The organism is Mesotoga prima MesG1.Ag.4.2 (assembly GCF_000147715.2).
GTDB classification, from domain to species: domain Bacteria; phylum Thermotogota; class Thermotogae; order Petrotogales; family Kosmotogaceae; genus Mesotoga; species Mesotoga prima.
Genome location: NC_017934.1, coordinates 2,917,281 through 2,943,068 on the forward strand (window position 1 = coordinate 2,917,281; position 25,788 = coordinate 2,943,068).

General features: G+C 45.2%; 22 protein-coding genes. 9 read left to right on the forward strand and 13 right to left on the reverse strand.

Going from position 1 to position 25,788, the window contains the following annotated elements:
• Position 1: 1 nt before the first annotated feature.
• The 11 genes from THEBA_RS13400 to THEBA_RS13450 all read right to left on the reverse strand — a co-directional run bounded on the left by THEBA_RS13400 (position 2) and on the right by THEBA_RS13450 (position 10,552).
• Positions 2-727 (reverse strand): GntR family transcriptional regulator, encoded by a 726-nt coding sequence (locus THEBA_RS13400; protein ID WP_014731975.1) that lies wholly within the window; start codon positions 725-727, stop codon positions 2-4.
• Positions 724-1,554, reverse strand: a complete 831-nt coding sequence (locus tag THEBA_RS13405; RefSeq protein ID WP_014731976.1) for a sugar phosphate isomerase/epimerase family protein — start codon at positions 1,552-1,554, stop codon at positions 724-726. The genes THEBA_RS13400 and THEBA_RS13405 overlap by 4 nt, the downstream gene beginning before the upstream one ends.
• Positions 1,555-1,564: 10 nt before the next feature.
• Positions 1,565-2,467 (reverse strand): phosphate acyltransferase, encoded by a 903-nt coding sequence (locus tag THEBA_RS13410; protein WP_014731977.1) that lies wholly within the window; start codon positions 2,465-2,467, stop codon positions 1,565-1,567.
• A gap of 10 nt (positions 2,468-2,477) precedes the next feature.
• Entirely contained in the window at positions 2,478-3,518 is a 1,041-nt protein-coding gene (gene buk, locus THEBA_RS13415) for a butyrate kinase (RefSeq protein ID WP_014731978.1), read from the reverse strand.
• A complete protein-coding gene (locus THEBA_RS13420) occupies positions 3,515-4,768 on the reverse strand; it encodes a LeuA family protein (protein ID WP_014731979.1) in 1,254 nt (417 codons plus the stop codon). Before THEBA_RS13420 ends, buk begins: the two co-directional genes overlap by 4 nt.
• 1 nt (position 4,769) lies before the next feature.
• Positions 4,770-6,014 carry a nickel-dependent lactate racemase family protein gene (locus THEBA_RS13425; protein WP_014731980.1) on the reverse strand — a complete coding sequence of 415 codons (1,245 nt, stop codon included), beginning with the start codon at positions 6,012-6,014 and terminating at the stop codon, positions 4,770-4,772.
• A 1-nt stretch (position 6,015) separates the two neighbouring features.
• A complete protein-coding gene (locus tag THEBA_RS13430) occupies positions 6,016-6,732 on the reverse strand; it encodes an ABC transporter ATP-binding protein (protein ID WP_014731981.1) in 717 nt (238 codons plus the stop codon).
• Positions 6,733-6,734: 2 nt separating this feature from the next.
• Entirely contained in the window at positions 6,735-7,493 is a 759-nt protein-coding gene (locus THEBA_RS13435) for an ABC transporter ATP-binding protein (protein ID WP_014731982.1), read from the reverse strand.
• Between the two features lie 12 nt (positions 7,494-7,505).
• Positions 7,506-8,468 carry a branched-chain amino acid ABC transporter permease gene (locus tag THEBA_RS13440; RefSeq protein WP_014731983.1) on the reverse strand — a complete coding sequence of 321 codons (963 nt, stop codon included), beginning with the start codon at positions 8,466-8,468 and terminating at the stop codon, positions 7,506-7,508.
• 10 nt (positions 8,469-8,478) lie between these two features.
• Positions 8,479-9,369, reverse strand: a complete 891-nt coding sequence (locus THEBA_RS13445; RefSeq protein WP_014731984.1) for a branched-chain amino acid ABC transporter permease — start codon at positions 9,367-9,369, stop codon at positions 8,479-8,481.
• Between the two features lie 64 nt (positions 9,370-9,433).
• A complete protein-coding gene (locus THEBA_RS13450) occupies positions 9,434-10,552 on the reverse strand; it encodes an ABC transporter substrate-binding protein (RefSeq protein ID WP_014731985.1) in 1,119 nt (372 codons plus the stop codon).
• Between the two features lie 411 nt (positions 10,553-10,963).
• Between THEBA_RS13450 and THEBA_RS13455 the strand changes: the two genes are divergently transcribed.
• Positions 10,964-11,449, forward strand: a complete 486-nt coding sequence (locus THEBA_RS13455) for a hypothetical protein (protein WP_014731986.1) — start codon at positions 10,964-10,966, stop codon at positions 11,447-11,449.
• On the opposite strand, the gene THEBA_RS13460 is transcribed toward THEBA_RS13455, so the two are convergent.
• Complete coding sequence (locus tag THEBA_RS13460; RefSeq protein ID WP_014731987.1) at positions 11,450-12,181, reverse strand: SPL family radical SAM protein; 732 nt, start codon at positions 12,179-12,181, stop codon at positions 11,450-11,452.
• Between the two features lie 113 nt (positions 12,182-12,294).
• Here THEBA_RS13460 and THEBA_RS13465 point away from each other — a divergent pair, with 113 nt between their 5' ends.
• From THEBA_RS13465 to THEBA_RS13500, 8 genes are all read left to right on the forward strand, one after another.
• Positions 12,295-12,672 carry a RidA family protein gene (locus THEBA_RS13465; RefSeq protein ID WP_006487325.1) on the forward strand — a complete coding sequence of 126 codons (378 nt, stop codon included), beginning with the start codon at positions 12,295-12,297 and terminating at the stop codon, positions 12,670-12,672.
• Between the two features lie 13 nt (positions 12,673-12,685).
• The gene (gene thrS / locus THEBA_RS13470) at positions 12,686-14,632 is read left to right on the forward strand and encodes a threonine--tRNA ligase (RefSeq protein ID WP_014731988.1); all 1,947 of its coding nucleotides are present in this window, start codon (positions 12,686-12,688) and stop codon (positions 14,630-14,632) included.
• Between the two features lie 63 nt (positions 14,633-14,695).
• On the forward strand, positions 14,696-16,444 hold the full coding sequence (gene ade, locus THEBA_RS13475) for an adenine deaminase (protein WP_014731989.1): 1,749 nt from the start codon (positions 14,696-14,698) through the stop codon (positions 16,442-16,444).
• Positions 16,437-18,743, forward strand: coding sequence for a xanthine dehydrogenase family protein molybdopterin-binding subunit (locus THEBA_RS13480; protein WP_014731990.1), 2,307 nt, complete (start codon positions 16,437-16,439; stop codon positions 18,741-18,743). Before ade ends, THEBA_RS13480 begins: the two co-directional genes overlap by 8 nt.
• Positions 18,744-18,768: 25 nt before the next feature.
• Positions 18,769-20,154: a PLP-dependent cysteine synthase family protein gene (locus tag THEBA_RS13485; protein WP_014731991.1), complete on the forward strand. Its 1,386-nt coding sequence runs from the start codon at positions 18,769-18,771 to the stop codon at positions 20,152-20,154.
• Positions 20,155-20,323: 169 nt separating this feature from the next.
• Positions 20,324-21,634 (forward strand): ABC transporter substrate-binding protein, encoded by a 1,311-nt coding sequence (locus tag THEBA_RS13490; RefSeq protein ID WP_014731992.1) that lies wholly within the window; start codon positions 20,324-20,326, stop codon positions 21,632-21,634.
• A gap of 60 nt (positions 21,635-21,694) precedes the next feature.
• Positions 21,695-22,561: a carbohydrate ABC transporter permease gene (locus tag THEBA_RS13495; protein WP_014731993.1), complete on the forward strand. Its 867-nt coding sequence runs from the start codon at positions 21,695-21,697 to the stop codon at positions 22,559-22,561.
• A 9-nt stretch (positions 22,562-22,570) separates the two neighbouring features.
• Entirely contained in the window at positions 22,571-23,410 is an 840-nt protein-coding gene (locus tag THEBA_RS13500; RefSeq protein WP_006487334.1) for a carbohydrate ABC transporter permease, read from the forward strand.
• Positions 23,411-23,565: 155 nt separating this feature from the next.
• On the opposite strand, the gene THEBA_RS13505 is transcribed toward THEBA_RS13500, so the two are convergent.
• A complete protein-coding gene (locus tag THEBA_RS13505) occupies positions 23,566-25,404 on the reverse strand; it encodes an LTA synthase family protein (protein ID WP_014731994.1) in 1,839 nt (612 codons plus the stop codon).
• Positions 25,405-25,788 lie beyond the last annotated feature (384 nt).

Sequence of the window (25,788 nt, forward strand, 5' to 3'; positions counted from 1 at the left end):
GTTAATCCTCCAATTCAACAAAGCTTCCTCTAGCAGTATATTCAACGTTGTTTGATCCTAGAATAGAACAAATCATACCCATTGAATGTATCAGATGAGTTTCCAGTGCGTTCGAGGCCTTTTCCAGGTCTCCCTCGAGAATTCCTTGAGCGATCTTGAAGTGTTCCTCCATTTCGCAGATGATCCAATCCTTCTGCTGTTCAAGAAGATAGTACTTTATAACGTTACGCATTCTCGTAATGAGAATCGAGATTTTGGACATCATTTCAATCAGGTATTCATTGTTGCAGTTGCTCAAAATCTCTCTGTGCAACCTATAATCTATGTCATATGGGACGTTATTCTTTGTCTCTTCCGGTTCCGCAAGATGCTTCCGCATTCTCACTATTAGGTTAGATATCGTTTCCCTATCGATGCGAAAGATCGATTCACTCAACGCAAGCTTCTCCAGCACAAATCTTATTGGGAAGAGCTTCCTCACATCCTCTTCAAGAATCTCCTTAACGTAGAAACTCTTTGCAATTCCAGGTGCTACCAAACCGTCTTCCTTTAGTTTGTGGAGAGCCCCCCTGACTGGAGTTGAAGAAACCCCGTAGATTCTCTTCAGCCGATCTATCGTAAGCCTCGAACCTGGGGGAATTTCCAGCTCTACTATGCTGTTTCTGATCGATCTGTAAAGTTGGTATTGGATTCCATGAAAATGGTTTGTGTCTGCCGATCTATTCAAAACGATCCCTCCTTGAGAAGAGACAACTCTCTCAAAAAGATTCTGGTGTCATTCAGGGTTTCGATCTGATCTTCATCACAGAAGACCTCTACACTGAAGTTTCTTCTATATCCGGACTGTGTCAACAAGTTGAGGAATTTGTGAAAATCTATCGTTCCTTGGCCAAGAGGTTTGTGATTGGAATCGGCAAGGTGGACGTGTTTCACTAATCCAATATTAGAGCTCACAAATGAAGAGTCCACCTCTTCATTAAAATGGTCTGAATCGACGAGAATACCATAACTGCTAAGCCCTCTCGTCTCGAAGAAATCGGCGGCTTCTTGACAGTTGTTCAGAATCGGGCAGACCACCTTCCGGAGAGGTTCAATTAGAACTGAAAGCCCTTCGAGTTCATTCTTAACGAAAGTATCGATCTCTGTAAGAGACTCGGCCAGCCGGTCTAGGGACTTCTGAAGGCCATCCGACCATATAACACCTCTCAGTCTCCCGATATTTAGATCTACGCCCAGTTCATAAGCCTTTCTCGCCGCCGACATGAATGAATTGACAGCTCTTCTTCTCTCATTGATATCGATATGATTCAGATAGAGACCGGCCGTTCCTGCCATTTCCCCGGTGCAAAGAAATATACATTTTGCGGAGTGCTCCCTCTCCAGACGTTTGACCTTCTCTATCTCTACTTTGCCTGGATCGGCAATCATAAGTTCAAAGAATCTGAACCCGGCTTCGACTAACGCCGGAATCGTTTCTTCAAGCCTCCCCGTCAGGCCGGTAACCTTTGCGCCGGCCGGAATATCGTCATTGGCTACCATAAAACTCACTGCCACAAAGCTCACCTCATCCCGCTGCGCTGACAATTGCTATAGAAAGAGACGCCATTTTCGCAAATTCGTCGTCGCTTCTCGAAGTGAGAACGACTGGAAATCCCGTTCCAATAAGTAGACCAGCAGTTCTCGACTTGCCCAGATGGGCAAGTCCCTTTATAAGATTTGCCGCCGATTCGAGATTTGAACAGACTAGAATATCGGCATCCCCTCCCACTTCCGACTGGATCCCCTTATTTAGGGCCGCCTCCTTTTTCAGAGCCGTATCGAGAGGCATTGGTCCGTCCACAAGACATTCTCCAAACTCGCCCCTCTCGGCCATTTTCGAAAGTACGGCCGCTTCAATGAGATCTCTATTAGTTACCGATATTCTCTCGTTGATACCAATCACTGCAATCTTAGGACACTTCAGGCCTATCGATCTCGCAAAACCTGCCGCGTTTCGAAGTATCTCAGCTTTTTCTCTCAGATCAGGAGCTACGTTTACCGTTCCATCCGTTATGAAGAGTAGTTTTGGGTGGTCCGGAATCTCCATACAGGATACATGGCTTATCAACCTACCGGCAATCTTTACATTTTCGCTCCTGAATAAAGTTCTTAGAAACACCGCCGTATTGATGTTTCCCTTCATCAAGACGGCTGGCGTTTTCCCATTTACCGAGGCTGCCGCTCGTGAGACGTTTTCCTCTTCCATCTCACCTTCAACTATTTGAACCTCCTTCAAGAATTCTGCTGGTGTAATCTCACTTATCTTTTCGAAACTACCGTACATAGTCACTTCGATCTTGCTGTTCGATTCGGCGATCGACCTTATTGCTTCAATGGTTGATTTATCATGTGGTTGAACGCAGAGTATCCTTATTTTTTTGTCTAGATCTTTTACTTTACGCGTAAAAACGGAAAGGGAACTAACCATCTCTTTCACCTCAGTAATCCAGGGCATCTTCAGATCCGCTAATAACTCTGTGGGCTCCTTCGGCAAGGCTTTCCATCTCGTATTCGCCAGGGAAGAGAAGAACTCTGAACCCCTTGAGTTTGGAAAGAAGCCTCTCCCTTACGTAATCACATTTCACCACGCCGCCTGTCAAGGCAAGAGCATCTGGAAATCCATCAAAAACTGCTAAAAGGCTGTAAGAATACTTGGCGATATTATAGATATATGCTTCGAGAGGGGCACTGTCGATTTCTTCTTTCATTACCCTTCTTGCTATACTTTCGACGTCGCGCATTCCATAGTGAGAGAATAGTCCTCCCCGGTGAGTTAGGTAGTCCAGATAGTCGTCCCGCTCTCGAGCAAACTCCGCCAGTTCATGGGAGGGCAATGCGCCGGCTCTTTCCACAGAAAAGGGTCCCTCTTTATCGCTATTATAGAGATCTACCATCCTCCCATTCGAATGAGCGCTCACCGAGGATCCGCCTCCAAGATGAGCAACTATAAGCTTGGCATCTTCATAATTCTTGCCCAGTTTTGTCGCTGCTTTTCTCGCGACAGCCTTCATGTTCAGCGCGTGCGAAAGTGAATTTCTTCTTATTTCGTTTATTCCCGTGTATCTCGCCCACTCGGCCAGTTCATCAACACTTATCGGGTCGACAGTGAACGCCTGGATTCCAAACTCCTCGGCCATTTCTGATGCTATGACTACTGCTGTGTTTGCCGGGTGCATTCCCTGGAGTCCGCGCCTGGCATCATCAACCATCTCTTTATTAACCCTATATACGCCTGACTCGAGAGGTTTCAGCCGACCGCCCCGTGCTGCGACGGCGGCTAAATCGGAAGGTCTCACCCCGTTTAAATCAAGTTCCTTTACAATCTGTCGCTTCCTTATTGTATACTGATCGGGAAAGAGAGGAAGATCAAGCATGTCGTCATCAAGTGGAATAGTCTTTTTGAATACTTCTTCAGTATCCCTGAAGACCGCAACCTTTGTTGATGTGGATCCCGGATTTATTACTAGAATCAGGCTCATTTCATGAAGTCTCCCACTATCCTCTTGAATTCATCGATCTCAAGAACTGTGTTTCTAATGCGGCCTTCTTTTCGAACGATTTCCGTCAGCTCTTCAATTTGATCTTCATTAGCCTCTATTCCGAGTCTCTTCAGCCAGTATTTTATGCTTGCCTGGCCGCTGAAGGCACCAAGTTTGACCTGTATTTCTCCCATACCGACCAGCGAAGGGAGGTACGGAGTCATTGCTGCGTTTATTCCTGCTTTATTCAACTTGTCTATTGCATCGACTACAATGCCTGATTCAACCCAGAAAAGGCGCTTGCCTACGACGGGTTTGTTGTTTGCGACCTGAATTTTCGAGATGTCCTCAACCAGTCTTGAAGTGTAGCCGATTTTCGAGAGATCAATACCGGTATCTATGCCCATTAGCAGCTTAAGACCGGCAGCCACTTCCTCGGTGGCCACGTTTCCGGTTCTTTCGCCAAGGCCGTTTATTGAGCTATGAATGCCCGATACGCCTGCCCTCACTGCGGCGAAAACAGATCCCATTGCAAGGCCAAATTCGTTGTGTACGTGGAATTCAAAGGGAATGTTGGGAATAGCCTTTCTAAGTTCAGTGAAGATGAATTCGATTGCAAATGGCGAGGCGACACCAAAACTGTCTACGAAGACCATACTTTCCGGCTTCGCCTGCTTAGCCACTTCTGTGAATATCTTAAGAACGTAGTCGAATGAAGATCTTGTTGCATCCCATCCCATGAAAGTAGGCTTCATGCCCTGTTCCTTTGCGTAAAGTATTGCCGAAACTACTCTGTCCACGAGCTTTTCGGGGGAGACTCCATACACGAGTTCATTGTCATAAGGATTAACTGCGTGCTCAATAACCACCCGGGTAGCGCCACAATCAAGAGACTCGTCTATGTCTTTTTTCAAAGACCTTGCAAAGGGAACGATCTCTGAGTCGAGCTTCATATCGACTAGCCTTCTTATTGCTCTCTTGTTCTCATCCGATACAATCGGCATTCCCACCTCTATGGATTTGACACCTAGTTCGTTAAGTGCAACCCCTATTCTTACCCTCTGATCCTCGTTCCATGTAAGGCCACAGGTCTGTTCACCGTCTCTGAGAGTGACATCGTGTATGTAGATACTGTCTTTTGCGTCTTTTCCCCTTATTTTGTTTTCGTAGTTTAGAGGGCAGACCCAACGGGAATCGTCGAAGTATGGCGTTCCGTTCAATTTCATGTACTCAAGGTCTTTTGGTTTCATGCTATACCTCCTCAGTAGTTATCTCTGGCAGCACGAGTGAGTTCTGAAGGACAGAAACACTCTTACCAGGACAAATCAATCGGTCAACTACAGATTGAATATCTGGATTGACACGTAATCCTAGCTCATCAAATTCCTCAGCAAACTTTGTGTCGCTGACAATGTGAACCTTCTTCTTCTGCAGTACTTTTCTTACGGCGTAAGCCGCTACATAAGCGAGGGGATCTTCGGTGGTTATCATATCGAGTTTCTCTAGAATTTCATTTTCCTCAAGTTTTAAGAGAGAAGCGAAAAGTGGATGGTCTCCAAAACCCTCGTCAAGTGAAGAAACCATAACGATATCCCCACCATCTTTGGTAATCAAGTCCGACGTGTACAGAGCCTTGCCGCATTGCCAGAAATCAGTTACAGAAGGAAAGGAAGAAATGACCGTAACATCTGTCCTTTCGCGATACTGCCGAAGAAGCTGCTTTCTCGCGAGCTCTACCCCTTTTCTGAGGGCTAGCACGTGGTTCCCCGCAACGGTCCCGGCAGTTGATCCGTTAATATCGTAGTAGAAATTTATAATGAAATCAAGCCCCACTCGACTTCCGGTTTCGTCTATCAGCTCTCTGAATTCATTTTCAAATACTCCCACGTCTGCCTTGCTTTTCAATATTGCCATTCTGTGAGATTTGAAGACACTTTCATATGAGGCGACTCCCGGAAGGACTATCTTTGCCCCTCCCGACCAACCGGAGAATCTGTGAGGAACAATGGAACCTATTCCAACTGTGAGGTCGGCCTCTATAGCTTCATTTACTTGAATCGGTACCTCAAGAAACTCCCCGAAATCTTTCATCTTGGCAGTCTCTTCGGCTTTATGCTGAACGATTCTTGTATCTGAAGAGAATACTCCGAACTTTTCTTGAAGCTCTTCGGGTTTCATCTGCCTGTGGGTTCCGGTAGCGATAAGGAGAGAAACTTTGTCCCACGAAATTCCGCGACTTTCGAAGAGTTTTCTTAGAAGGTCCAGAGTTTCCAGTACGGGTGAATGCCTCGTGTGGTCTTCCACAATAAACACGATACTTTTTGCTGACTCCGCGAGACTAGTAAGTGGTGCAGTGCCGATCGGCATTGAAATCGATTCGGTTAAGGAGCTTCCGGCTTCAGCCGGCTCAGCGGAAATCGCGGGAAGTATTACTTGACCCGCGGGCACTTCCAACTTGACTCTTCTCCCTTCTCTGTAATCTAAGGAAAACTCCATCTTACTTGCCACCAAAGTACATTTCGCGGATTCGCTCGTCGCTTTTCACTTCGTCAACCGAGCCTTCAAGTTTTATTTGACCTTGAGAAACTATGTAGACTCTGTCGCTCATTGGAAGTGAAAGCTTTGCGTTCTGTTCGACTATCAGCATCGTAAGGCCAGTATCCTTGACAAATTTCTTCAGGGTCTCGAATATTCTTTTGACGATTACCGGCGCGAGACCCATCGATGGTTCGTCGATCATCATAATTACCGGATCGGACACGATCGCTCTTCCTATAGCAAGCATTTGCTGCTCTCCTCCGGAAAGAGTACCTGCCATCTGGTTCTTTCTAGATTTGAGCTCGGAAAAGAGTTCGTAAACTCTCTCAATGTTTGGGCGAGCCTTAGAAAGCCCGATTCTGGTGGCGGCGACTTCTAGGTTCTCTTGCACGGAGAGCTCCGCGAAAACCTGTCTTCCTTCCGGAACGTGAATAACTCCAAGTCTAGTAATCTTGTGGGGAGCAAGATGCTGGATCTCCTCGCCGTTCAGCAGAATTTTGCTGCCGGGTTCAGAACCGACCAGTCCAGAGATGCTCTTCAAGAGAGTTGTCTTTCCCGCTCCGTTTGGGCCTAGCACGGAAACAACTTCTCCTTTCATCACCTTTATAGATACTCTTCTGAGAGCAGGAACTTCATTGTAGGAGACAGATAGGTCTCTCGTTTCAAGCAAAGTCATAATCAATCCTCCCCCAGATAAGCTTTGAGAACAAGCGGATCTTTTTCTATTACATCAAACGTACCTTTGGCGATTATCTGGCCAAAGTTCAGAACATATACCCAGTCAGCCACAGCCTTGATGAAGTCCATAGTGTGTTCCACGAGCAGAATCGTTATACCTTTCTCTTTGAGAATCATCATCAGGTTCATTATCACTTTGAACTCATCTCTAGTCATTCCTGCAGCAGGCTCGTCGAGGAAAATCAGCTGAGGTTCCAGAGCTAAAGCTCTTGCAATCTCTAGACAACGCCGTAATCCATATGCCATACCCTTCGGGGAATCATAAGCATTATCCTCAAGACCCACGAGCTCCAAAAGTTCCATGGCCTTTTCTCTGTTCTCTTTTTCTTCCTTTCTGAAACTCGGAGTTCCTAGAACTACGCTCAAAGGGCCGGATTTATAGAAAGACTTTCTGGCGACAAGTACGTTCTCAATCACTGAGAGATTCTCGAAGAGTCGAATCTTCTGGAAGGTTCTTGCAATACCCAACCTGCTAATCCTGTTTATTTCCATCCCCGTTATGTCCTGATCCTTGAAATATACCTTTCCACTTGTGATAGGGTGTACTCCCGTTACAACATTAATGAACGTTGTTTTGCCCGAGCCGTTGGGACCGATTAAGGCTGTGATCTCGCCTTCGGGAATCCCTATTGACAGATCATTGTTAGCCACAACTCCTCCGAATCTCTTGGTCATATTTTCAGTTCTGAGAATGTCCATTTTCACCCCACCTTACAACGTCTTTGTGTTGTTTCTCTTTACCCTGAAAACCTTTCTGAATAAGCTTTCTAGGATAGGGCCAAGTCCCATAGGCATAAATATTACGATGACAATCACTATTAGAGAAGTGACCATTAGATAGTAATTTTCCCAGCCTCCAAATCTCAGAAACTCGGGAAGAAGCGTAAGACCTATTCCGCCAACAACTCCACCACTCATATGTCTAAGACCGCCCACGACGGCCATGGCGACGAAATTTGAGGATTCAAAAAAGGTGAATGGTTCGGGTGAGAGAAAACCGGCTAGATGAGCATACAGTGCTCCCGCCAGTCCTGCTAATCCTGCAGAAAAGCCAAAAGCTGCGATCTTGAGCTTTTTCGTAGATATTCCACAAGTCTCGGTAGCAACGTCATCATCATTCATAGCCAGCATAGCTCTACCAAAGTGCGAGTGTTTTATGCGGAACATAATGAAAACTGAAAGGAGCAATAACCCTCCAAATAGCCAAAAGACCTGCCCAAAGGATAGCATCACGCCCCCAAACGAATAGAATGGAATTCCAAAGAATCCGTAAGGACCACCTGTGATTGGCGTTAAGTTTATTACCAGCATCCAGACTATCTGGCCAAATGCAATGGTTACAAGAGATAAGAAAAAGGCCTTGAGTTTGAATGATGGAATACTCAACAGGAATCCAGCAATAACGCTAATCACTATACCGGCAATTATGCCAACAACGATCGGCATCCCAAGCTTGACCGTGAAATAAGCGGAGGAGTAGGCACCAATGGCATAGAAACCGGCCTGCCCCAGTGAGATTTGACCAGCGAACCCTGTGAGAAAAACTAATCCAGTGGCAAGAATCGCATGAATTAACGCTCTGTTCATAAGGTAAAGATGGTACGAGTTCTTCACAAAAAGTGGGAACAGTATTATTAGTAGAATTGCTCCTATTACGAAAATCGTCTTCTTCATCTTGTGCCCCCTATATCTTCTTTCTCTTCCAGTTGAATATCCCGGAAGGTTTCAGTATCAGAACGGCTACAAGAACCGAGAAGGAAATTACGTCTCTATATGTTGAAGAGATATAGAGGGTCGAGAAGTTTTCGAGTAAACCAAGAGATATTCCTCCGAGTATCGTTCCATAAGGGTTTGTCAATCCGCCCAGTACTGCCGACGCAAAACCTTTGACCCCTATAGAACCTCCTCCAAGTTCAAGAGAGACAAAGTAAATAGGCGCAAGGAGTATTCCGGCAATTCCCACGACGACTGTCGCCAGAATGAAGGAGAGAGAGGTCGTTACCTTCACGTCGATTCCCATGAGAGCTGCCGCTTCTCTATTTTGAGCAGCTGCACGGAATGATTTTCCAATAAGCGTTTTGTTAAGTATAAAATAGATGAAAACCATAAGAATTGCAATTACAAGATAGATGTTCAAGTAGAGAGAGGGAATTCTTATGCCACCGAGTGAAATGAAGTCGTTGCTTCCTCCGAATACCGGCGGGAAGGGTTTTGGTAGAGCCCCATAAGTGACAATTATAAAGTTGAGCCAAAAAGTGCACAGCATAAGTGTGGCAACGACGAATTCGAGACGCCCACCGCCCCTCTTTCTGATTGGCTCATAAATGAATATTCTGAGCCCCAGTCCATATAGCCCTATGATGGCAATAGACAAAACGAAAGAGATGAAAAAACCCAGGTTCAGCTGAGTGTAGAAACTGTAGAACAGATAGGCTCCCAACATCGCTGACGAGATGTTGGCGAAGTTTATTCTTGAGATCGTCAGCCAGAGGAAAACCACGCCGAGTCCTACGAGTCCATATGTGGCACCGATCGAAGCCCCCGAAACTATGTTTTGGAGAATGTCTTGAAGCATCACTCACACTCCTTATAGGGAAGTAAACGGGAGGTAGGCAGGACGCCCCCTCCCGCAAAGAGGCTTAGTACAACTTAGTGATTATCTGCCAGTCTTTTCCGTCGAACTGGGAGATTAGACAGACGTTTGTGAAGTTGTGGTGTTCGTCGCACTTGAGTTCGCCCTGAACACCAACGATGTTCGCTTCATTCGCAAGGTATTCAGCAAGCTTAGTACCGTCTGTTCCAACATTCTTGAGTGCATCTGCCAGAAGGTACATTCCGTCATAGTAAGCCTGTCCAGGGTCGCTTGGTTCCTTGCCATCCCATCTGGCCTTATAGGCTTCAACAAATGCTTGAACTGCAGGATCGGGATCTATTGGATTGAATCCCTGAACGGAGTATACACCAATCGCTGCTTCCGGTGCTAGATCTGTGAACGCAGGAACGCCCCATGCAGAGAACCCAATTATGGGGACATCGATCTGCAACTGTCTGAGTTGATTTACTGTTACAGCAGCCTCAGATTCGTGTGTAAGTCCTATCAATCCATCGAACCCGGCGTTCTTTAGTTTCAGAAGCTGACCAGTTGCATCCTTGTCGCCTTCCTTGATCTGCTCCATTGCGACTATTTCGATTCCATACTTGGGGAACTCCTCTTTAGCAACATCGAGAGCAGCGAGACAATAGTCAGTCGAGCCATAGATAACTCCGGGCTTCTCAATGCCCAACTCTTCTACTGCATATTTTACGAGCTGAATGACTTTGACTTTGTCGTCGGCTCTGAGTCTGAAGAGAAAGTCGTTGGGAATCACCGAATATCTGAATGAAGGGGAAGTCGCTCCGACAAGCATTGGAACCTTCGCCTGCTGTGCTAGTTGATGAACACCAATGACTGAACTGCTCATGTTCGGTCCAAAGACAGCCACTACCTTATCCTGGAAAAGTGCTCTCCTGATAACATTTGCGGCCGTGCTCGGATTTGCCGCATCGTCATACACAACCATTTCGAGCATGTCGCCATTGATTCCTCCAGCGGCATTGATCTCTTCGAGTGCCAACTGCGCGCCCATTTTGATGTAGTCACCAAGAATAGAACCCAGTCCTGTGAATGGCGCCACAAGAGCAACCTTAATCGTTGAACCCAGCGCCGCAACCCCGATTAGCAAGACAATCGCGACTACGAGTAACCTGTTTAGCCTCATCCAAAACACCTCCATGTGCGGGACAGTAATAATTCCGCCCCGTTCTTTTAGAAGAAAGATTAATAAACGATTAACGTGATGCGTTATACATTATGCAAAGTATAGCATTCCTTGAGTCGATATCTTAACTCGATCATAGCCCTTGAGGATCAAATGAATTGAATTATTCTAGATTATCTTTCTCTACTTTGACTTCTCGCAACAATAAGGCATTCTTCAGGACAAGTGTGGAACGTTATTTGCACAGACTGTTTTGCTTACGGGTCATGTGTGAGCCACTGTGTTCAATGACGATTATCCTTGATGTTATTACCATTGGAGAGACCGACTTCTTTCTTTGCCTTTGCATCCATGGGTTATAATTGTTTTCGAAACTGGGCTTTGCACTGAAGGTTTCTGGGGGTGTTGTTTGTGAGAGCAGTTCAAATGGTTTGTCTTTTCCTTTTCGTCATCACATTTTCTCTATTGGTTGCCGTGGAAATCGATCTGGGCGTGGGTGCTGATATAACCCAGTCAGATGAGACGAGCCTAAGTTGTGCGCGGCTTTCTCTTCTAGCCAGTGTTGGTCCGTTATCTATCGATCTGCCGATTGCGCAGATTTGGCCTTCAGAAAGAAGACTTGAGCTTGCCGATCCCATGTTAAGTTATGCAGGCTTGAACCTGAAACTTCCGATAACCGTTCTTTACATGAAGGCCGGTTTGGGAGTTCAGTTAAAGGGTTTAATAGATCTAGTCGGAGGAAGTATCGAAGGATGGGACGTCCCAGCGAGAGTTAGAGCTGGTTTAGGCCTATCGGATTCTGGCCTCTTTCTTGAAGGTGGAGTAAATCTCGATTTCACACCTTCTCTCGAATCGATGAGTTTCTTCCCTTACATAGCGGCAGGATTTGTTTTCTAGCTAGATCAGGTGAAGGTGTTTTCTGAATTCTTTTTCAACCTCTTGAAATGTATATTTCTCAAGCCAGGATTGCCAGCCGAATTTCAAGAAGATATTCTTTACCTGAAAGGAGTAGTTCAGAGGATCCAGATGGACTTCTTCGACTCTTTTTGATAGTTCAAGTGCAACTCTTGTCGCGTTCATAGGAAGAACAGGTCCTACAAAGGCTCCCGTCTGAATTCCGTTATCTCTTAAGAGATCGATTGTCTCGAGTCTCTCTTCAAAGGAAGAAGAACCCGGTTCAAGAACCTTCCTCACATCTTCTCTATCCGTTGTTATCGTTACTAAAACTTTCGCTTCGCCTTCCGCGGTCTGGAGCAAGTCGAGGTCTCTCCTTATCAAAGCGGATTTCGTCATCAAGTAGACGGGAACCCTGTGAGAGACGAGAATTCTCAGTATTGCTCTTGTGATTTCGTATCTCTTTTCGAGTTGCTGATAAGGATCGCAGGTTGTACTGAGAAAAACTGGCCGCTTGGGATGTCTGATAATTTCTCTTTTCAGAAGAGATGTGAGGTTTTTTCTGACTCTCACATCTCTTCCCCATACTCCTCCGTAGTCCTTGAAAGAGCCTATGAATTTTGCAAAGCAGTATATGCATCCGACGCTGCATCCAACGTAAGGATTGATAGTGAAATCTGTTAATGGAATATTAGACTTTGTTAATGCCCTTCTTGCAAGTATTTCTTCCACCATACACTTATAGATTCTACATGTTTTCTTCTCGATAAACGATTTCCGTTAAGTGCATATCGCGCGACTTCATCCATTCTCAAGTGATATAATTAACGGAAATGGGAGGTGTTACTGTGTTGAGGGTTATCAATACTGACAAGGCGCCGGCAGCAGTTGGTCCTTATTCTCAGGCAGTTGCGGCGGGAGGTTTTCTCTTTGTTTCTGGACAGATTCCCCTCAACCCGTTGACTGGCGAAATGGTGACGGATTTTGAAGAAGCTTGTAAACAGTCACTTGATAACTTATTCTCGGTAGTCGCCGCCGGCGGGTCGAGCCCAGATAATATCGTAAAGGTCAACGTTTACGTAAGGGATATGGGTAAGTTTTCGATTCTAAATGAGATCTACGCTACTTACTTTAAGGGTCACAAACCTGCCAGAGCCGTAGTAGAGGTCTCCAACCTGCCAAAAAACGCGCCGGTAGAAATCGAGGCTGTAGCGATTATACCGTAATCAGGAGGATAAAATGGCAATTTCGATAAAACTGCCCGATGGTTCGATAAAGGAATACGAATCAGGGATAACACCGGCGGAGATTGCAAAGGGTATTTCCGAGGGACTTGCAAGACGTGCTTTTGGAGCGATTGTCGACGAAGAACTTTGGGATCTTGAACGGCCTATCGAAAAAGACGCTTCGGTCAAGCTTGTCTTGGACAAAGATCCCGAGTCATCTCGTTTCTTCAGACACACTATGTCCCATATACTAGCCCAGGCGATAATGAGATTGTATGGCAAGGAGAAAGTCAAGCTAGCAATCGGGCCAACCATAGAAAATGGGTTTTATTACGACATAGATCTTGGCGAGACGAGAATCACAGAAGAGGATTTACCGAAGATTGAATCGGAGATGAGCAAGATAATTAAGGAAGATCTCCCGGTTGAGAGATTCGAACTGCCTGTATCAGAAGCCATTGAACTTATGAAGAGAGAAGATCAGCCTTATAAAGTCCAGCTGATCGAGGATCTGGTTAAGGACACCGGTGCTGAAAAGGTTACTTTCTACAAACAGGGCGAATTTGTTGACCTCTGCAGGGGTCCTCACGTTTCTTCGACTGGTAAGGTAAAGTATTTCAAGCTTACATCCGTTTCCGGTGCGTACTGGAGGGGCGACGAGAACAACAAGATGCTTCAGAGGGTTTACGGCACTGCCTTCGCAAAAAAGAGTGATCTCGAAGACTATCTGAGGATGATAGAAGAGGCGAAGAAGAGAGATCACAGGAAGCTTGGCCCGGCGCTTGGTCTCTTCACAATCAATTACGAATATGCTCCGGGTATGCCTGTTTTTTTGCCTAAAGGAACGGAGATGCTTAATCAACTGCTTCAGTTTTCGAGAGAGAAGCATGTTGAAGATGGTTACAGGGAAGTTAGCACCCCTCAGATTATGTCTGATGCGCTTTGGAGAACATCTGGTCACTGGGATCATTACAGGGACAACATGTATTTCACGGAGAAAGAAGATCAGCAGTTCGCTGTCAAACCAATGAATTGCCCCGGGCACATAATCGTATACAAGTCCTCATCGGTAAGCTATCGTGATCTTCCGATGAAACTGTTTGAATTCGGAAAGGTACATAGATATGAGAGATCCGGTGTCTTGCACGGGTTGTTCAGAGTCAGAGGATTTGTTCAGGATGATGCTCACATATTCTGTACACGTGAGCAGATTCAACAGGAGATAATGGGAGTAATCGATTTCGTTCAGAAAATATACTCCCCATTCAACTTCGAGTATAGAGCAGAGCTTTCGACGAGACCCGAAGATTACATGGGCGAAGTCGAGCTGTGGGATATCGCCACAAAGGCACTTGAAGATTCACTTTTAGCAAAGAAAATGGAGTTTAAGGTAAATGAAGGTGATGGAGCTTTCTATGGTCCTAAGATCGATTATCATATAAAGGATTCGCTTGGTAGGGAATGGCAGTGTGCTACAATTCAGCTTGATTTCATGATGCCCGAGCGTTTTGGGATCAAGTATGTTGGACCCGATAACGAAGAGTATCAGCCCGTCATGATTCACAGGGCGATATTCGGCTCCGTTGAGAGGTTCATGGGTATTTTGATTGAGCATTTTGCCGGAGCTTTTCCCGCTTGGCTTGCTCCTACCCAGGTTTCAGTGATCCCAATAGCCGACAGGCATGCAGAATATGCGGAATCGGTTGCGGCCGAATTAAAGTCCAGAGGTTTCAGGGTTGAAGTCGATGATCGCCAGAAGTCAACTAACTACAAGATCCGTGAGGCTCAGCTGATGAAAGTACCTTATATGATCATCGTTGGAGACAGAGAGAAAGAAGACGGGACCATATCGGTAAGGCTGAGAAGTGAGAAGGATCTGGGTTCAATTGCTTTGCAGGAATTCATGGATAAGCTTTCGCAAGAAGTCAACATGAGAAGCGCAACAAGCATTTTCGAGTGATTACAAGACCCCTGCACCTCGGGGGTCTTGCTTTCGTAGCTTAAAAGTCCTTGAAGGGGGGCGATTGGAACGAATATCATCGACATAATACCGGTCGCACGTGGCGACAGACCGGCAGATGTTCTTCTTAAGAACTGCAAGATCGTGAACGTTTTCAGCGGGGAGATAGAAGAGGCAAACCTAGCTCTTTTCAAGAAGCGCATTGCTGGAATCGGTGACTACGAAGATGGACTCGAGGTCATAGATCTTGAAGGTTCTTATGTGGTCCCAGGTCTTATCGATGCTCACCTTCACATCGAATCATCCATGGTTTCACCGGTCGAGTTTTCGAAGACAATCCTAGCAAGAGGCACAACCACAGCGATAGCCGATCCTCATGAAATTGCAAATGTAATGGGTCTTTCCGGGATAGAATACATGATCAAGTCCACAGAGGGAGTTCCTGTGAATCTCTACATCATGATCCCCTCCGCCGTCCCCGCATCAGCCATGGAAACGTCGGGGGCAAGGATCAGCGTAATGGATATGATAGGTTTTGTGGAGAAATTCCAGAACAGAGTTCTTGGACTGGGTGAAGTGATGAACTTCCCGGATGTCATAAACGGTGATCGGGATTCAATAGCGAAGATTGAGTTGATTCGACACAAGTACAAAAAGATAGACGGTCACATTCCTGGAGTTTTGGGTAAGCCTCTAAATGCCTACATATGTGCTTTTGTAAGGTCGGAACATGAGTGCACCTACGTTGAGGAAGCGAGAGAAAAACTTTCCAGAGGTATGCAGATACTTATCAGAGAGGGAAGTGTAGAGCGAAATCTCGTTGCTCTTCTCCCTCTAATAAACGAGAAGACTTATCCCTTCGTATCATTTTGTACCGACGACAAGCATCCCGACGACATTATCAGAGAGGGCCATATAGACTACAATATTCGGAAGGCCATAGAGCACGGTATAGATCCAATAATCGCCATAAGAGCAGCCACGATAAACACTGCAAGACATTACAATTTGAGATCGATGGGTGCTATTGCTCCCGGGTACAAGGCCGACCTCGTAGTAGTGGACAATCTAGAGTCCTTCAATCCGAGAATCGTTTTCAAAGATTCTAGAATAGTAGCAAGAGATGGAAGACTGGTCACTGATGTCATCTCAAAGAGTTTTCCACAGGAAAGGACGAATACATTCAAGTGCCAGAAGATTTGTGAGGATGACTTAAGAGTTAAGGCTGAGGGAAGAAAAATCAGAGTAATAGAGCTTCTTGGAAGCGAGGTACTCACCGGTGGCACAATAGCTGACGCAAAAATTGAGAATGGATGTGTTGTCAGCGATGTCGATAGTGACGTCTTGAAACTGGCCTCCGTCTGTCGCTATTGCGAAGGTAAGTCTATGTCAGTTGCGTTTGCAAAGGGCTCCGGGCTAAAGAAGGGGGCAGTAGCAACTTCTGTTGGACATGATTCGCACAATCTTGGTGTATTGGGAGTGAATGATTCCGATATGGTCTGTGCGGCAAACAGAGTGATAGAAATGGGTGGAGGGTTGGTTTCCGTCGTTGACGGTAAGATAACATCCGAGCTTCCTTTGAAAATTGCAGGCCTGATGTCGGATCTTACCAGTAGGGAAGTCGCAGAAAGATTAACAGAATTGAAAGAAGCTACAAAGATTATGGGTAGCACTTTACCCGATCTCTTCATGACGCTTTCTTTTGTGCAGCTTTCAGTTATCCCCAAGCTGAAGCTGACGAATCTCGGCCTTGTCGACGTTGAAAAAAATGATTTCGTCACGCTATTCGTTGAGGAGGGTGAAGATGCCTGAAAGACACGAGAAGGTGGTCGGCAAAAAAATCAACAGAGTCGACGCTCGCGAGAAGGTGAGTGGCAGAGCAAAGTTCGCAGCAGATGTGTCTTTTGATAGACAGGTAAACTGCGCTCTTGTTATTGCAAAGAAAGCACACGGAGTTCTGAAGAGTATTGATGCTTCTTCCGCAAAAAAGATTCCCGGTGTCGAGGGTGTTTTCACCTGGAGAGACGTTCCCGGAGAGAACCAGCTTGGCGATGTGATAAAAGACATGCCTTGTCTAGTCAAAGAGGGCGAAAGAGTTAGATTCTACGGTGATGTAGTGGCTGTAGTCGCTGCAAGCAGCAAGAAGATAGCCGAAGAAGCTGCCGATCTTGTGAATGTTGAGATCGAAGAGCTTAAGCCGGTTCTAACAATAGAAGAGGCAATTAAGGATGAAATCGTTATTCATGGTAAGTCCAACGTAGGCGTTTCAAGAAGAATACGTAAAGGGAATGCCTCGAAGTACTTTGAGAATTCAGAACATATATTCGAAGGAGATTTCTACGCCCATTATCAGGAGCAGGCTTATATGGAGACCCAGGGAGTAATAGTGGTGCCCGACATTGACTACGGGTTCACTGTTTACGGAACAATGCAATGTCCTTACTATGTGCAAGGGGCCGTGTCGAATGTCCTGGGCATTCCTATGAGCCGAGTAAGAGTTATCCAAACCGAAACCGGCGGTGCATTTGGAGGAAAAGAGGACATTCCTTCTTATGTCGCTTCATATGCAGCCATAGTAGCCAATAACCTTCGAAGGCCGGCGAAACTGATTTATTCAAGAGAAATAGACATCCAGACAACTTCGAAGCGTCATCCCATAAAATCTCACTACAAAGTTGCCCTTGAAGGAAAGAAAATCAAAGCGATGACGATAGAGGCATACATGGATATGGGAGCGTATGCAACCCTTACTCCGATAGTTATCTTCAGAACGCTTGTTCATGCGGCCGGAGCTTACGAAATAGAAAATGTTGACGTCGATGTGTACGCAGTGTATACAAACAAAGTTCCTCCGGGAGCCTTCAGAGGTTTCGGTTCTCCTCAAGTTCTCTTTGCGGTTGAGAGCATGTTGGATGATATTGCTGTCCAGATGGGATTCGACCCAATGGAGTTCAGAGAAATTAACACTCTTAGACCGGGTTCTAGGACCTCTACCGATCATCTGTTAGTTAATAGCGTTGGTGCTCCGGAGACGCTTTCAAGAGTTAAGAAGGCTTCGAAATGGAAGGAACTTGTGAAAGAGACGGAGGAATTCAATAAGTCTAGTGAAGAAGTCAAAAGAGGGGTTGGTCTCTCTCACATCTTCTATGGGGTCAGCCTCGGTGCAGGAGGTCAGGCTCTCGACAAATCCGGCGCACACGTGCTGATAGACAGGGATGGTTCTGTCGAAGTGAGAATTGGTGGGACGGAAATGGGTCAGGGAGCCAAGACGGTGATCTCAATTATCGCGGCGGAAGAACTGGGGCAGAGTATGGACAAGATTGTTGTTCATCAACCTGATACCGCCTTCGTTCCGGACAGCGGGCCTACAGTAGCATCGAGAACTACCATTTACTCCGGAAACGCGGTGAAAAGCGCCTGTGCTTCTCTGCGGGAGAGATTGGCCTCTGTGTTCTGTGAACTCACTGGTTGCCGACTCTCATCTGTGAGATTTGAAGATGGTTGTGTTTATGGCGAAAATGAAAATAAGTTGTCATTCGATGAAGTAGTCGAACATGCCTACAAGAAAAATGTGAAACTTTTCGAAACAGGCTGGTATGAGACGCCTAAACTGAAATTCGATATGGACAACGGAATCGGGGAGGCGTACGTCACCTACTCATATGCAAGCCAGGTCGTTCAGGTCGAGGTCGATCTGGCGACAGGCTACAGCAAAGTTATCAAAGCTTTCACAGCCCATGACGTCGGTAGATCGGTCAATCCTGAAGGAGTGGTTGGCCAAATTCAAGGCGGTTTTGCGCAGGGGATGGGATACGCAATATTCGAGGACATGAAGCAAAAGGACGGAAAGATCATCTCCGATAATTTCAACACTTACATTATTCCGACTGTCCACGAACTTCCAAAAGAACTGGTCATTGATGTTGTGGAGGATCCCTTTCCAGAAGGTCCTTACGGTGCGAAGGGGATAGGAGAGCCTTCGCTGATGCCGGTACCCGGCGCAGTTGCCAATGCTATTTCTATGGCAATAGGAAAGCGTGTTAGAAGGATTCCGGTTACCCCAGAATATGTGCTTCAGCTCTTAGAAAATGGGTCGTCTTTACAAGAATAGTTGTTGGTAAACAAGGAGGATTAGCATGGGTAAGTTCGTACTCGGTCCAACATTCGAGGAAATGTTGCATCCAGAGAAGATCGATAGAAAAACCAGAGAGATTGCATGGAAGATGAGAAAGGAAGATCCCCTGGATCCGATAAACCTTTACAACATTTCCTGGAGAGATATCGATAACAGGATCTACTATTTTGTTCTTCCAAAGGAGTTCACTGGAGTAGATGCGAATATCGTTGTACTGTATGGGAAAGACTTCCCAACTGGAAGTCACAAGGTAGGAGCAACGTATTCGATTTTGATGGAAAAAGTGTTGAGAGGAGAAGTGGATCCTACTTACCATACTCTGGTTTGGCCATCTACTGGCAACTATGGAATCGGTGGTGCATGGGTCGGCTGTAGAATGAAGTTTGACTCTGTGGTTATTCTTCCCGAAGAAATGTCGGCGGAGAGATTCAACATCATTAAAGAGTACGGAGCTAGAGTATTCGCAACTCCAGGGTGCGAGTCAAACGTGAAAGAAATCTACGATAAGGCGAAGGAACTTAAAGCGGCTAATCCGGAAAAAGTACGGGTGCTCAATCAGTTCGATGAGCTCGGTAATTATAGATTTCATTACTACGTAACTGGAAATACGATTCTGGAAATGATGGACGAACTCGGGCTTGGCAACGGAAGAGTTTCGGCAGTAGTGGCAACGGTGGGTTCGGCAGGAACTATTGCATGTGGGGACAGAATAAAGGAAGTGTATCCCGAAGTTAAAATCGTTGCTGGAGAACCTGTGCAATGTCCGACTCTATCACTTAACGGTTATGGAGGTCACGACATTCAGGGGATCGGGGATAAACACGTCACATGGATTCACAATGTAATGAACAACGATGCAGTTGTTGCGCTTGACGATATCGAGTGTAAGAAACTTCTTCAGGTAATGACGGACGAAGAAGGTAAGAAGTTCCTGAAAGAGTTTCTTAAAGCAGATGATGTCGATACAATGGCCGACATTTTTGGTATTTCAGGAGTAGCGAACATTGTCGGTGCGATAAAGATGGCGAAGTACTACAAAATGAGCAACAAAGACAACATCGTGACTATTGCGACTGATAACATCGACCGCTACCACTCTGTGATGGAAAACATGTCCAAAACCTATGGTGAACTCACCAGGGATGAAGCCAGGCACAGATTTGAATCATATGTTCTTGGTGCAAAGACAGACTGGATATTCGAGGGGACTATGGATAATAGATTGAGATGGCACAACCTAAAGTACTATACTTGGGTTGAGCAACAGGGAAGGTCTGTTGAAGAGTTGAACAAGACAATGTCACAGGACTTCTGGAAGGCAGAAAGCGGAAAGATTGAAGAGATTGACGAGCTCCTTCTCGATTATCGCGTAAGGAACAAAGAATAATTAGTATGACTATTTGTTTTGTTTTTTGTAAGCTTTATTGTACAATGAAAATACGGTGGTACTGACGAAGAGAAAACTGCCTACCTTTTTCGGGGGCGGTTTTTTTCTTTGTGTAACTGAGAAGTTGCTTCAGCTCTAGATTCTATCCCAATTTATGGAGGTGATTCTTTTGAAAAAGTTTCTTCTTGTTTCGGTCGTTTTGATGTTCTCACTTATTCTCTCAGCAACTACTATCCAGTTCTGGCATGCAATGGGTGGGTGGAGAATCGATTTCCTGCAGTCGCAGGCAGATGCGTTCATGGAGTTACACCCCGACATTGAAGTCGAAGTTCAGTACACCGGAAGCTACAGAGATACTCTTAACAAAATGATCGCAGCTGTGCAGGCTGGGACAGCTCCTCACGTGGTTCAGGTATTCGAAATCGGAACTCAGATGATGATCGACGGCGAAGTTGCAATCCCCATTGAAGAGATGATGGAGGCCGACCCGACATTTGATATCGGAAAGTTCATGCCACAGGTTCTCAACTATTACCGGGTAAATGGCAAACTCTATTCGATGCCGTTCAATTCATCAAACGCAATCGTTTTCTACAACAAGTCGCTCTTTGAAAAGGCCGGTCTAGATCCGCATGATCCTCCGACTACTTTTGAAGATTTCATCGAAGTGGCCAGGAAGCTGACCATAAAGGACTCGGCTGGAAACGTGGAGCAGGCAGGATTTACCGTATCTCTTAATTCATGGTTCTTTGAGCAACTACTGGCGGCACAGGACGCCCCGCTAATTGATCAGAACAATGGCAGAACCGGAAGACCCACGAAGGCAGTCTTCAATACTCCTGAAGGTCTGGCGATCTTCGAGTGGTGGAATACCATGTCGCAGGAAGGTACAATGATAAACACGAAGTTTGAAGACTGGACCGCTGCAAGAAACCTGTTTATTTCGCAAAAAGCGGCAATGTTGATGACTTCCACTTCGGATGTTGCCCTGATGATGGAATCCGCCGAGACGAATGGTTTTGAGCTTGGTAGTGTCTTTTTGCCAAGACCCTCTGATTCGAAAGCTGGAGGAGCTATCATAGGCGGTGGAAGTCTGTGGCTGATCGATGGCCATCCAGACGAAGAAACCAAGGCTGCCTGGGAGTTTATCAAGTTCATGGCTAGCACCGAGCAGCAGATTGAATGGCACAAAGCTACTGGATACTTCCCGGTTAGAAAGGATTCCGTTGAGAAACTCGTTGCCAGCGGGTATTACGGTGATTACCCCGATCACCTGACAGCGCTTTTACAACTTTTGCTTTCAGTCCAGAGTTACAACACTAACGGAGCAATAACTGGAGCATTCCCTGAGATAAGAACCGTGGTAACAACCGCGATTGAAAAGATGATCGCTAAAGAAATGACTCCTTCCGAGGCGCTGAAGTACGCTGAAGATGGAGCAACTCAAGCAATTCGCGACTATAACGAAGCCAATTACTAATGCTCTTTTATTGGTCGGAGCGGGCGATCAGCCCGCTCCGCTTGATGCTGGAGGTGTAGAATGCGAAAGTGGTTACCATACCTTCTGCTGGTACCTACCTTTCTGATTATCGTTTTATTCATTTATTATCCCGCAGTAGAAGCATTTAGAATGAGTCTCTACAGGGTATCTACTTTTGGTAACAAAACGACATTTGTGGGAATCCAGAATTACATAAACCTTTTCAACAATGAGCAGTACATTTCCTCAGTGAAACTAACTGTCATCTATGTCGGGCTTTCTGTTACATTATCAATTTTCCTTGGTTTCATAATCGCTATGCTCCTCACTCAGAACGTTCCAGGAACGAAACTTTACAGGACCTTTCTCTTCGCGCCCTATGCTATTTCGCCGGCGATAGCCGGCACCCTTTGGACCTTCCTTTTGAACCCGGTTGTTGGCCACGTAAACTATGTATTCATGAAACTATTCGGACTTCAGGTTGAATGGTTAACGTCAAAGCCTTACGCGTTCTACGCGTTGATCTTTGCGACAGTGTGGAAGATCTTGCCTTTCAATATGATCTTCTATATTGCAAGTATTCAGAACGTCTCGGGAGACCTTCTTGAAGCAGCGACTCTTGATGGAGCAGGGGTCATGAAAAAGACCTGGAGAATCATATTTCCTTTAGTTTCACCAATAACATTCTATTTGGTCATTATGAACATTGTCAGCACGATGTTCACGTCGTTTGCAATAGTCGATGTAATGACGAAGGGCGGTCCTGGAGGTTACACGACAAATATGATATATAGGCTTTATCTTGACGCATTCACTTATCAGAAAAGAGGACCCGCCTCGGCGCAAAGCGTAATAATGTTCATGATAATGGTCGTAGTCACAATAGTCTACTTCACCGTTGCGGAAAGACGAGTTCACTATCAATGAGGTGTAGTCATGAAGAAGTCCACTAGGAAGTTAGTTAATACAATAATCATAGAGATAATATTGATCACAGTATCTTTCATATTCATTATGCCCGTTATTTTGGCCATAACCATGAGCCTTCAGCCGCCTCAAAGCGTCTTTTCATTTCCACCGAAGTTTTTCCCTACGGCCTTTCACATCCAGAATTACTTCGATGCTTTCAAGACAGTTCCTTTTGCGCGTTTACTTCTGAACAGTGCAATTGTATCGCTTGCGATTACTCTTGGGAAACTCGTTACTGGAACACTTGCGGGATATGCCTTTTCGAACTTCAGATTTGCAGGAAGAGGGCTCGCCTTCGGGTTTCTCTTTGCAACTCTATTCTTGCCTGCGGAGACGATAATGATCGTCCCCTTGTTCTCCTTAATGAATAAATTTGGATGGGTGAATACATACTGGGCCCTCACCATACCTTTCATGGCGAGTGCAACAAACACTTTCTTAATGAGACAGCAATTCATGACTATCCCCCTTTCTCTTGAGGATGCGGCAAGAATTGATGGAGCCGGACCAATCAAATACTTTCTAAAAATCCTCTTGCCTCTTTCAAAATCGATTATTGCAGGCTCCGCGATCATAAACTTTGTTTATTCATGGAACATTTATCTCTGGCCGCTGATAGTTACGATGGAAGACAAGATGAAAACAGTGCAGATCGGAGTCAAGATGCTTATCGATGCTGAGTCGGCGAACAACTGGGGAATCATTATGGCCGGTACGATGGTAGCGGTGATTCCGACCCTTGTAGTCTTCTTTCTTTTGCAGAATCTCTTTGTGAAAAGCCTTGTAGGAACTGGTCTCAAGGAATAGTCAGACTCGAAAGGAAAGTCAGGATAGAATGACCAGAGAAAACCTGCACGGAGCATATTGAATTCTGATGAGAATTGTTTTGAAGCTGACCTAGTGCTGGAATATCTGGCTACATAACCTGAATGTAAAGATTACTTGGGTTTAACCTTTCAGAATCAATTATCTCTTTCGTTGCTAACACCCATTAGATTTGAAATAGAGTTATTTAGTATCAAATATTTCGAAGCCTGTATCTGCTGTATAGAATCTTTGTAACCGTCCAGGCAGCTGTACGGGGTGATCATTTTACCCGTTCTTCTCTCAATTGCTTCACTGTTATCGAGAATTCCGTCGCTGGACATTATGAAAATCCTGTTATTGTCGATGAATGAGCCTTCGGGAACATAATGAGTGAATGCGGCAAATCCCGACGACGAATTAAGAAGATCTCGACCGAACAGTATTCCGCTCTTTTCTACGATCCCGATGAGATTAAGCAGTGTGGGAAAGAAATCAATCTGACCGCCTGGTTTGGAGTTCAGGACATTGAGATTAGAATTGGGAATATGAAATAAGAGTGGAATGTTCATAGCGTGTACGAAATCGTACTCACAAGCGAGAAGCTCACTCAATATATCTTTGTTTTCTTTGTTGAAAGGATATAGCCCTGCGTGGTCTCCATAAAGAGCAATGAGTGAGCTGTCGTAAAGGCCGGCCTCTTTGAGTCCTTCAATGAATTCGCCCAAAGCAGCATCGGTATAGTGTACCGATTGAATGTAGTTTCCGAAAAGAGTGCCCTCATGTTCTGGAAGGAGTTCAATTGCTCTCAGTTCCTCAGGTATTTCATAGGGATTATGGCTTGTAAGCGTTACAATGAACGCGAAGAAAGGCTCTTCGATTCCTCTTAGGTATCCCAGTGTCTGTTTGAAAAGAGAAGAATCGCTCAAACCAAAACCAATAATCTCATCGTTTTCCATATCCTCGAGACTTATGAAATCGTCAAATCCCAATGAAGGATAAATCTTCTCGCGATTCCAGAACCAACCATTATTGCCGTGAAAGGCAACCGGAAAATAACCTTTGGATTTCAGAAGCGACGGCAAAGCGTAAAAGCTATTCTCTTCCCGAGTCTGATAAACTGAAACATCACCAAGTGCATGCATTGAATTGAGAATTACAAATTCGCAGTCAGAGGTGTTTCCTGCTCCAACCTGTTGATAGATTTCATCGAAATAGATCGAATCACTCGAAACCAACCGGTTAAGATTAGGTGTTATCTCCTGGTCGTTGTAAACGAAGTTGACAAGAAAGTCCTGAAACGATTCGAGCTGAATAACAATGATGTTTCTATCTTTCGCAACGGAAAAATATTTACCCCGCTCAGCCATTTTATTCACGTAGCCATTATAAGAGACTGTTTCGTCAACAGTTATCCCCCCATCGACTCCCGGAATCACCCTAACAAGATCAAACATATGGTAGGCAAAGACTCCATATCTGTTGAAGACAAAGTAAGATTGGAGGCTTTCCGAGGAAAACGGTATTAAAAGGCTAATGAGTAAGACAAAGGCAATAATTCTGTCCGGGTAGGTTGGTTTCCTTATGGGTGTTTCGTCCTGTCTAGATTGCTTCTTTCTCAGGTATAGTCCAACAGGTATGAGATCAATGATAAAGACAAAACTTATTGGATGGAGAACATAGACTATGCTTTCACTTATTGCACCGACGTGACCGACATGCACAAGCTCCTTGACCGAAGGGAGAAACCCGAAGTACTGGAAGTATAAAAAATCTACAAAGAGTATGCATGAAATAATGCAATATAAGAGAAAAAACTTGCCATTGAATACATTCCAGAACAAGAGCAATAGGAAAGCCATCCATGCAATAGTCCCGAGCAACACTGACAGCCTTGCTAGCTCAGCGGTGTAGCCGTAAAATACAAGAGATTTTAGTAAAATCAAAACGACGATTATGGTGATGCTTTTCGTTGTCCATTGATAGGTCTTTTTCACAATGATCTCATCCTAAACATTAATACGAGCAACTAGATTATACTAACTCGAAACGTATCGTTCAACCAGAGTGTTTCCCTTGTTTCGTACAGCGTTGTACTCCTCAGAACTAGATAGAAGGAAGAACAAATGTATAGCAAGAGCGATTTCTATGTTGATATGTCGACTCTGTGATTCCTTTTCTGAAGCCAGAGAGACCAAGAGGATAGAACCTGTTCTCCCAGTGATAAATGAAGAAATTACGCAGAAAAAGTTTAAGAAATTAAGGAACTCGACCGCTTGTTCCATGGTCTTGATGAATAGGATCTCGATTTTGAAGGACTCCCGTCGATCCTCGGCGTGGGAATCGTCTTTGCTCATCTATAGATCATGGGATGGAGAGGC